The sequence below is a fragment of the Pseudomonadales bacterium genome (assembly GCA_013215025.1).
In the GTDB taxonomy this organism is placed as follows: domain Bacteria; phylum Pseudomonadota; class Gammaproteobacteria; order Pseudomonadales; family DT-91; genus DT-91.
In genome coordinates, this window is record JABSRR010000155.1 from 1 (window position 1) to 8544 (window position 8544).

General features: G+C 53.2%; 12 protein-coding genes. All 12 read right to left on the reverse strand.

Features of this window, described 5'->3' with window-relative positions; all coding sequences use genetic code 11:
* Positions 1 to 37: 37 nt before the first annotated feature.
* Entirely contained in the window at positions 38 to 814 is a 777-nt protein-coding gene (locus HRU21_10275) for a hypothetical protein (protein NRA42675.1), read from the reverse strand.
* Entirely contained in the window at positions 798 to 977 is a 180-nt protein-coding gene (locus tag HRU21_10280) for a hypothetical protein (GenBank protein NRA42676.1), read from the reverse strand. Before HRU21_10280 ends, HRU21_10275 begins: the two co-directional genes overlap by 17 nt.
* Positions 970 to 1569, reverse strand: coding sequence for an HNH endonuclease (locus tag HRU21_10285; GenBank protein NRA42677.1), 600 nt, complete (start codon positions 1567 to 1569; stop codon positions 970 to 972). The genes HRU21_10280 and HRU21_10285 overlap by 8 nt, the downstream gene beginning before the upstream one ends.
* Before the next feature lie 2 nt (positions 1570 to 1571).
* Positions 1572 to 2381, reverse strand: coding sequence for a hypothetical protein (locus HRU21_10290; GenBank protein ID NRA42678.1), 810 nt, complete (start codon positions 2379 to 2381; stop codon positions 1572 to 1574).
* Between the two features lie 420 nt (positions 2382 to 2801).
* A complete protein-coding gene (locus tag HRU21_10295) occupies positions 2802 to 3365 on the reverse strand; it encodes a hypothetical protein (GenBank protein NRA42679.1) in 564 nt (187 codons plus the stop codon).
* Positions 3366 to 3446: 81 nt separating this feature from the next.
* A complete protein-coding gene (locus tag HRU21_10300) occupies positions 3447 to 4238 on the reverse strand; it encodes an ATP-binding protein (GenBank protein NRA42680.1) in 792 nt (263 codons plus the stop codon).
* Positions 4239 to 4250: 12 nt separating this feature from the next.
* Positions 4251 to 4724 carry a hypothetical protein gene (locus HRU21_10305; GenBank protein ID NRA42681.1) on the reverse strand — a complete coding sequence of 158 codons (474 nt, stop codon included), beginning with the start codon at positions 4722 to 4724 and terminating at the stop codon, positions 4251 to 4253.
* Positions 4717 to 5073, reverse strand: a complete 357-nt coding sequence (locus HRU21_10310; GenBank protein NRA42682.1) for a helix-turn-helix domain-containing protein — start codon at positions 5071 to 5073, stop codon at positions 4717 to 4719. The genes HRU21_10305 and HRU21_10310 overlap by 8 nt, the downstream gene beginning before the upstream one ends.
* Positions 5074 to 5102: 29 nt before the next feature.
* A complete protein-coding gene (locus HRU21_10315; protein NRA42683.1) occupies positions 5103 to 5291 on the reverse strand; it encodes a hypothetical protein in 189 nt (62 codons plus the stop codon).
* Positions 5288 to 5476 (reverse strand): hypothetical protein, encoded by a 189-nt coding sequence (locus HRU21_10320; protein ID NRA42684.1) that lies wholly within the window; start codon positions 5474 to 5476, stop codon positions 5288 to 5290. Before HRU21_10320 ends, HRU21_10315 begins: the two co-directional genes overlap by 4 nt.
* 218 nt (positions 5477 to 5694) lie before the next feature.
* Positions 5695 to 7923 carry an AAA family ATPase gene (locus tag HRU21_10325; protein ID NRA42685.1) on the reverse strand — a complete coding sequence of 743 codons (2229 nt, stop codon included), beginning with the start codon at positions 7921 to 7923 and terminating at the stop codon, positions 5695 to 5697.
* A gap of 69 nt (positions 7924 to 7992) precedes the next feature.
* Positions 7993 to 8502: a hypothetical protein gene (locus tag HRU21_10330; GenBank protein ID NRA42686.1), complete on the reverse strand. Its 510-nt coding sequence runs from the start codon at positions 8500 to 8502 to the stop codon at positions 7993 to 7995.
* Positions 8503 to 8544: the final 42 nt, after the last annotated feature.

Genomic DNA, 8544 nt, shown 5'->3' on the forward strand with positions numbered 1-8544 from the left:
CCGTAAGGCAGGGGTCAAGTTTAGGAGGAGGTTTTGTTTAGCCGTTGTAACAGAGGCGGTCAACCTGTTCAAACTTACTTCGCGCGCCTCGCATCTCAAATGTGACACTACCGGGTTGCTTGCCATCCGGGTAAGGCTGGTTGCGAACCACAACAGCTTCTACTGTTGCCTCTGCAAAACGCACGCTGCCCACGGTCATTTCGTCAGTGATTTCAATGTATTTGCCCGCCTCGCCCTTAATGTCTAGGCCGTCAGCCACTTCCGCGCCGTCAGTGAATAGGATTACTTGACCTTCGCCGGGAGTAAATCCGCCAAGCGTGTAGTATACGTACGTTTTATACTCGGTGTCAGTGTTGTGACTTGTTGGTAGCGGAACGTGCACCAATACATTAGGGTCCGTAATCTCCACTCCGTCTAGTGTAGGAGTGGGGCTGTTGCGGATAATTGAATATGAGCGCTCGCAAACATACTCAAGCCCAACCGTCAGAGGCCATGCACCACGCTTTGCGGCGGCAGAGTAACGGTCTACGATAGTGTTTGTCTCCGTTACGCTACGTGTGCAGATTTTCCCCTCGGGCGTGTCTGCGCAAAATCCTTCATCGATTTCTCGCTCTTGGTGCGCCGTTGATACGGGCGGTACAATGCGCCAAGGCTCTGCAATGTGTTTATCGACATTATAGCCGTGCTCTTGAGCGCCCTTGCTTGTAAGGTCTACCGTTGACACTGTGCAGGCCGCGACGACGCACACAACCGCAATGAAGGCTAACCCCATTACTGCAATCCATTTTAAGTGGTTTTTAGTTTGTTTCTGCATTTCTTGCTTCCTTGCGTATGCGGGCCTTAGCCGCCTCAATTAAGTTGACCATATCGACAAGCTCTTGATCTGTCAACAGCGGCCAAAACAACTCCACATCTTTCGATACATGAAGCGCAACATAGTTTCGCTTTAAATCTGACACATACTTCTTTTTAGCCAAGCCTATCCTCCATTCTCTCGCGCTGGCGAGCGCGCCGGCGTTCGCGTGTCTCGATAATGTCACGAGCCATTGCTTGACAGTGCTCGCACCGGCATCGGTCCTCTTGCAACCAGCGGCGTTTAATAAGCTCTTGGAAAGCTTTATTAGGCTTGAGCCGCGGGTCATCTGGTGACCAGCTGTCAGCACCCTTACGGCGGTTTTCGCTCTTGGTCAACAGTTGAAAGTTGTCGATATGGTGATACCCGCCATCTGCGATTGAAACGATATGATCCACCTCGCGAGGGATGCCGTCTTTAAGATAGAGTAGCTTGCCCTCATTCTTGTAGAAGCCATATGCGTACTCGGCGAATGCCGGGCAACCGGGTGTCTGCTCCGCCTTGCGCTCGTCGCGTGCAGCCCTGCGGTCTATCGCCTCTTGCGGTCGCTCGGCATAATATTTTGCATTACGCTTTATTCCGCACGCCGCGCAATGGTACTGCTTATTGTCTGGCGTGTCGCGGCGATAGTTGAAGTCAGACAAGGGCTTAGTCCGCTTGCATGTGCTGCACCTCTTATAGCCATCTTTTAGCTTTTTCTGCACTTCTGCGTCCATGTTTATTCCTCTTGGTTAGGTGGCTGAGGTGGCGTGAAATCAGGTGATAACATAGGATTGGTACCACTATGACACACGCCGCTAAAGTCACAAAAGCGACAAGAAAAAACGCTAGGGTCATCCGATACACGCGGAGCCAGAGCGCGGGCGTTGGTGTCTTGGATGATGCTGACCGCCCGGTCACTGTAATACTGCGCGGCCTGCGGATCAAATGGCACCTCCTCGATATGTAGGGAGTAATCGTTACTGTCCAGAACGGTAAACAGCGCCGGGTAATCCGTAAGATTGAAGTAGGCCATATATAGCTGCAACTGCGCGTAGTACTTAGGTTCTACTTTTTTGACGCCGCGCTTGACGAACTGGCCAAATTTCTTAGTGTTGACACACTTAAGCTCCCATAGTGTAGGGCCAAGGATGCCGGGGCCTTCACTAATAACGCCGTCGCAGCCACCAGAGAAAAGCCCGCCCATAGCGCTAAAGCGAAACTGCCGCCCGGTCTTATAATCCCTATCCGTGAGGTGGTAACCTGCATTGCGGAACCATTTGACAACAAGGTGCTCCGCATGGTGCCCTCTTTCGAAGATGCGCAAGATGCGGGCTGGTGGGTGCTGTCTGTCTTCATTCTTTTTAGCCTTTATATAGTCGAACTGCACAGCTCGGGCGCAAGGGTTACCCACCCCGGAAGCGCCTAGGTAGTTGCGCGGCGTCTCCGCTAGAAAGTTATCGACCAGCACCGTATCAATTTCCTCTAGCGCCTTGGCGGCGGTAGGGGAATTTTGCAAGTGCTCATCCTGAAGCAGGTTAATTCTCATTTACTTCTCCTAGAATGGGATTTCTTCGGGGCTGCATTCCAGAGCGTTAGCTTTAGCGTCTTCTACCAACTCGGCGGATGACGCGACTAAGCGCAAGATTTCATCCTTGGACCAGTCCTTTAGCGCCTTATCCCACGGGAGCCCAGAGACGCCGCCTAGGGCGGGCAGAATGCCCTCCGCGTATCCTAGCGTGTAACCGTCCGGCTCGAACCCCTTGGCGTCTGCTGTGACGTATGCTCGCCCCTTGCGGTCAATGGTGGCGCCGTAAGCTCGGCCCTGTGTCCATGCTAGCACTGTGCCAAATGCGAAAGCTCGGGCCTCCATTGGCTTAAGGTGCGTATTGGTTATCTGTCGGGCGAGGGAGACAGCGGCGTTAGCCGCTGCCTTCATTGCTTTTTCTTCGTAGTTAGCCACTAAGCTCTATGACGCCCATGCTGGTTTAGATGCCGCGGACGGGGCCGCTGCTTGTTGCGTGCTAGTGGTGTTCACGACGCCAGCCTTCGGCATTGGCTTAGGCTCAAAGCCCGCGTAAGTCTTGGATGCCGGCGTGACCGCACCAGAAACCACGTTCTTGTCTTCGTACTGGCCGGTTTTATCCTTCTCGATACCGATGCGCGCAAGAAACTCGATACCCTGCAAGCTGTCAGTGTCGAAGCTGCGAAGGTATTCCATGGCGTCTGGTGCAGATAGGTCTTTGATACCGTAAGCGGATTGGACAACCTCAAGAAAGAATGATGTTGAGATTTCTACCGCCTTGTTGTGGCCGTCCGTGCCGTTCGAAGTAATCATATTCATGCCGAACACCTTGCGGCGCTCATACTTGCCCGCTGTGACCGTGTACTCAATGTCTAGATATTCAGCATCACCTGCCTGCGTCCGCTTGGTCCCGCGAATGTGCATAATGACAGGGGCGACTGTCTTCGCAGGGATAAGCTCAAAGTCACCGCCTGAGCTTTGTTCTGCTTGTGTTAGGTCAAACTGCATTTTAATTTTCCTATGGGTTGGTTAAGTGGTTGTGCGGGCGGCGTTAGCCGCCCATGACACGTTAAATCATAAAGCGGTTACTTACGCAAGCACTTTTTCAATCAGTTTGCCTAGGTGCGGCTCTTCGATTGCGTCCAGCTTGCCCGAACGATCCTTTGCAGGGTAGCCGGGTACGTTGGCGTTATTAGTGAAGAACACGCGGTAACCGGGGTCATCGTGCGTCTTGCCGTGAATAGCCATAGTGATTACCTCATCAACAATGCTGGGTACTTCACGCTTAGATTTGCCACCCTCAAGCTGCAGCCCGTAGCTAGTGCGCTTGAACTCGTCTGTCAGCTCGTCTAGCAGGCAGACAAAGACAACATTCTTAGCGCGGGCAGACTGCAACTGAGTGACAAAGCTAACCATTTCGCGACCAAGAGTACCGTAAGCAGAACGCATATCAGGAACTCCCTTTGCGTTTGTGCTTTCTGGTTGTTGCTGTGCCCAACGAAGGCAAAGACGTGAAGCCACAGTAAGGCTATCAACAAAGTAAGTGCTATACTTACCGAGATCGGTGTCTCCATACAGCTCAACGGCATGGTCGTAATGCTCTTTCCCATATACGTCGTCTGCCTTTGCTTGCGGGTCTGGTCCGGCTAGGAACACGGCGAGGTTGCGGCAGTCTTGCCACGTCTCGGGCGATACTTGGTCTATTGGCGTCTTGCCTATGGCAAGGTCTCCAGCCTCTAAGTCCACAAACAACGTAGAGGCCGGGTCTACGGTCTTAAGCAGGCTGGTCTTACCGATACCGGATTGACCTACGATAAGGATTTTTGCGCCTTTAGCCTGACTCAAGCGCTCGTCGGCTGATATAATTTTTAGTGAACCCATGTGGTTAGTCTCCTATTCTAAGGGTGCGTCGATTGGCAAAGCGTTGCTGTCACCGTTCAACCATTCGTCAATGTCAGTTTGCGCGCCATCTGTCAAGGTTTTTTGCGCCTTCTTTAGCCCGTACGTCTCGATAAGGCGCTTCACGTCGCCAACGCTTCGCACAATATGGTAAGCTACACCAGCCTTCTCGGCCTCTGCTTGCCACCACACTTGCGAGGTTGACTGTTTGCCTTTCTCTGTCTTGGTTTCTAGCGCCACAATGCGCGGCTCTATGTCTGAGATTACGAGAACGTCAGCGACGCCAGCCGTAACACCCTCCTTTTTTAGTCGAATAGCCTCTAGCGGGATACTCTTACCGCCAGCTACCTTTGTCATTTTCCGCGTGCCGCCGTTAGGTACGGCAAAGAATATGCTTCCATTTCGCAGATTTTCCCGCAAATAGTTTGCTATTCCGACTTGGATTTTGTGCTCCTCTGATTTACTCACACACACCTCCTTCTATTAGTTCGCCTATCATGTGGGCCGCTTCGTGTGTCATGGTGTAGCCGTATCTGTCGCCGCGAGTTATCGCGCCTTTGCCTACGCCTAAATCTATCAGCTTGCGCCGTATCTTTGATACTAGAACCCGCCCCGTTCGCACCGCGTCCTTTTCTGCGTCCGTGCCGGCGGCAATCATGACCGCCTCGTGCGAGCGCGTCTGGCCGGGCGTCCGCATTAGCAAATTGAGAATTCGGCACTCTTGCGGCGAGAAGCCTAGCGTATAAATTTTTGGCGCGGCATCATTTAGCAACTCTTGCACTTGCTCGCGGTAAAAGTCTCGCTCTGCGGTTAGCATCTCTATTTCTTCGTATAGGTGCGCTGTCATTATGTTATCGCCAGCGCCTTAGCGAACTGTACCCAAATTTCCTCGCTGCGCCGAAGTCGCTCAATCTCGCGGGCGGCTTCGTTCATTAGGTCGGCGCTCGCTTTGCGGTCAAATGCCAATTCAATACCCGCTTGTGCGTCCAGTGCCCGGATAATGCGCCCCGCATTTAGTACTTTCTGTCTGCTCATTTTGCCATACTCTCCAGCTCGTCAATCATGGCGCGCAGGCCGTCGATCGTGTTATTGATTAGCTCTACTCGCTTTTGCCAAGGCGTGTCGCCCACTGCTGCGCGATAGTATGCCCCGGCTGCCGCGCCTGCTTGAGTTTTAATGTGCTCAAGCTGCGCGTAAACCTCTAGTTTGTTCTCGTTCATTGGTTTCTCCTTGGTATGCATGTTGTTATACACGCGTTAATTACGGGGTCAACAGCTAATTTGCATATTCCTGAAAATAATTCGCCCCGGTCGCGTTACCCGTTTGAGGGGCAGCTAACCGGGGCGGATCAAATCGCACACTAGGAGAGAGGTGCGCGACGATCTAGGGAAGGTAACCAGCCCTCCCTGCAGGGGACACTAGGTGTGTCCCCGATTTCTTAGAATGGCCAATGCATGTCTTGATACTTAAAGCCCTCCGGTAACCTGTCGTTTGTGCTATAGAAGCGCACTATAGGCTGACCGCTCCTGCTAATATCGACGCAAGCGGCGTAAAACTGCATCCCCTGATCGGAGTAGCGGAAGCAATCGCCCAGCCCGCTGGGCCGTAGCTGCGTGATTGTGTCCCGTACCTTCTGCTTGTTGAGCCCTCTAACGCCTAAGTTTTTGGCTTGGCTTACGATTGCGTCGCATAGGTCGCTATAGGTTGCTTCTCCAACTCGCCCTAGGTGTGTAAAGATACCATCGATAATGACTGATTGGTGCGCGATCTGTTGACGGTCCTGCTTAAGCTGTGGGCTTTCTTGGTCCGGCTCCGATAGCTGAACGTCCACCATAAAGGGCATACTCTCAACTTCGCCCTGTGCGGTCACTAGGTCAATGCTTTCTTTCTTCTGCCAGATGCCGGGGTGGTCGCCTTTGATCATGTTACCCTTGGCAAGGTCTAGCGCTGTGTAGCGCCACGCCTCGGCTTTGTCGATACCGTAGTTTTCTGCCTCATCTACTGGAAGCTTTAGCATTGTGAATACGAAGCGAGCGACGCCAACTACGGAACCCGCGCCGCGCACCATGTTCATGTTGGCCCGGCTCGCCCATGACGTGGTTTTAGGGGTATGAGCGAAAGCGAGCAATGCAAAATTACCGTCTGCCGCCATCTTACGGAGCGCTTGAAAGAACTGCTTTTGCGCGTTGTTGTCGTTCTCTTCGCCGTGGCCGAACTCTGCGATCGGGTCCATGATGACTAGGCTGACGTCGTTCTCACGGCAGTATGCGGCGATCGCGTCCGTCTTGGCGTCTACGATAATTTCTCTAGTGCTGCCAGACTGCTTAGTAATCAGTAGCGGGCTGTCGTAGCCTGAGATGAATTTAACGTTCTCGCTTACCTCGTCAAAGTCATATTCGTAACCTTGGCAGGCAGCGCGTAGGCGTCGAGCCATTTCATCGATTGGTTCCTCGGCGTTGATTACTAGCGCCTTGCCGGGATTTACGGGGATAGTGCCGGCGAACGGTGCGCCCATAGCGTACGTAGCTGCCAACTGCATTGACCAAGCGGTCTTACCTGTGCCGGGTGGCGCTGCAAAGAGCGTGATAGCTCCCCGAATTAAGGCTCCGTCGCTAACCCAATCGCGGGCCGTCATCTTCACGTCAGCCGGGTTTACGATATTGAGCGCCGCAATATTCTCTTCTAGCCACTCGTCTTGTAGGTCGGGCGAGGCATTAACAAAGGCCGCGATATCTTTACCGTCTGCTAGGAAGTCTGCGGCGTCGGCCCCCTCCTCTCCGCTCTCTGAGTACGGCGGTAGGACGCGCACGGTATTCGCCACGCCGTTCAACACCTCGGTAATGAGGGAAGCGCATTTAATACCAGCCGCGTCATTATCAGGCCACACGATGACGTCTTTGCCCTTGAGGTGCGACCAGTCGGCGCGGGTCACGGCGGCGGAACCGCCCGCCATAGTCGTGGCGATTAGGCCGATATCTCGCAGGGCGTCGGCAGCTTTTTCCCCTTCGCACACATAAATTTCGGCGTTGGTTTCGTCTCGTACGATTGAGGGTAGGCAGTAGAGGGGTCGCAAATCCATACCATCCGGGTATTTGTGCCCATCTGCAGATTGCACTCGGAAATCTTTACGCTGCTTTCCTTTATTGTTAAGGACCGGGGAGCCATCATCCCCGTACACAAGCCCGAACCGACGAACAACAAACAGAATATTGCCGTGTTCGTCCGTGTATTCATATTTTTTTTGAAACTCTTTCTTTTCTTGGCGGGCCTTAGCGGCTTTCTTATGTTGTGCTGCATTCTTAGCGGTAATCTCTCTTGAAGGCGTGCCGCCCGCCCAATCGTTAATTCCTTCTAGTGCGGCAGGAAAGTCACAGTTGTAGCGCAGTTGCCAGATAGTGAACACGTCACCCTCTACATATTGTGCGCCGGGGTTATGGTCGTAGAAAGTGCCCGCCTTGTCGCCATCAAGGCAAACAGCAACGCTACCGCCTCGCTCGCCTGTAGCGATATCGCCTAGGCGCGCGTTAGGCCCATCGAAGCGCACAGCGTTGCCGTACATGTTAGTCAGGAACTGGCGTAAGCGCGAGCCCCGTAAAAGTTTCCGCACGTCATCCGCTTCCAATGGTTTTGGAGCGCTCTTGGCGGCGTTACTTAAATCAATTTTCATTAACTTCTCTCCTACAAAAAGCAATAACCCCGACCTATCAGGCCGGGGCTACGCTGTCAACAGTTTATTTTATTCCCCGATGCGGGCCCTATCGTCTTTTCCTCGCCCGGCGAGCTGCCAGTACGCCAAGATCATAGCGTTGGTAGCTACGTGGTACAGGTGATTTTCCTTCGAGTTAATATCAAGGGTTTCGCCCGAGTGCCACGCCGCCAAGTGTCGGACAAGTGAAGCATACCGCTCACTGTAATTGCTACCGTAGCGCCAATTATTAGGGGCGTATTTTTTAGCGCCATCCCCAAGAACCCTACCCATACCAAGCAAAAATGTAGGGTCGATAAGGTCAACGCGCGGCTTAGTTTCCTTGCCTTCGTGTTGTGTCCGGTTTGCGGTAACTTCCACAACAATAGCGCCCGGCGTCGCATCCCGTACGTAGTCAAGGGCTTCCTGCTTGTCTGGAAAAATCGCAGCGTATCCATTTGACGCGGTAACCCGCTCCCAATGACGGTCCGGCTTATAAAGGACTGTCCAACCGTCGCCTTGCTGGCGTTCGACAACCTTGCACTCAACCTCATCCTGCAAAGAACTCACCGCTGAAGTCTGCGGGGTCTTCTCGTGGGATAA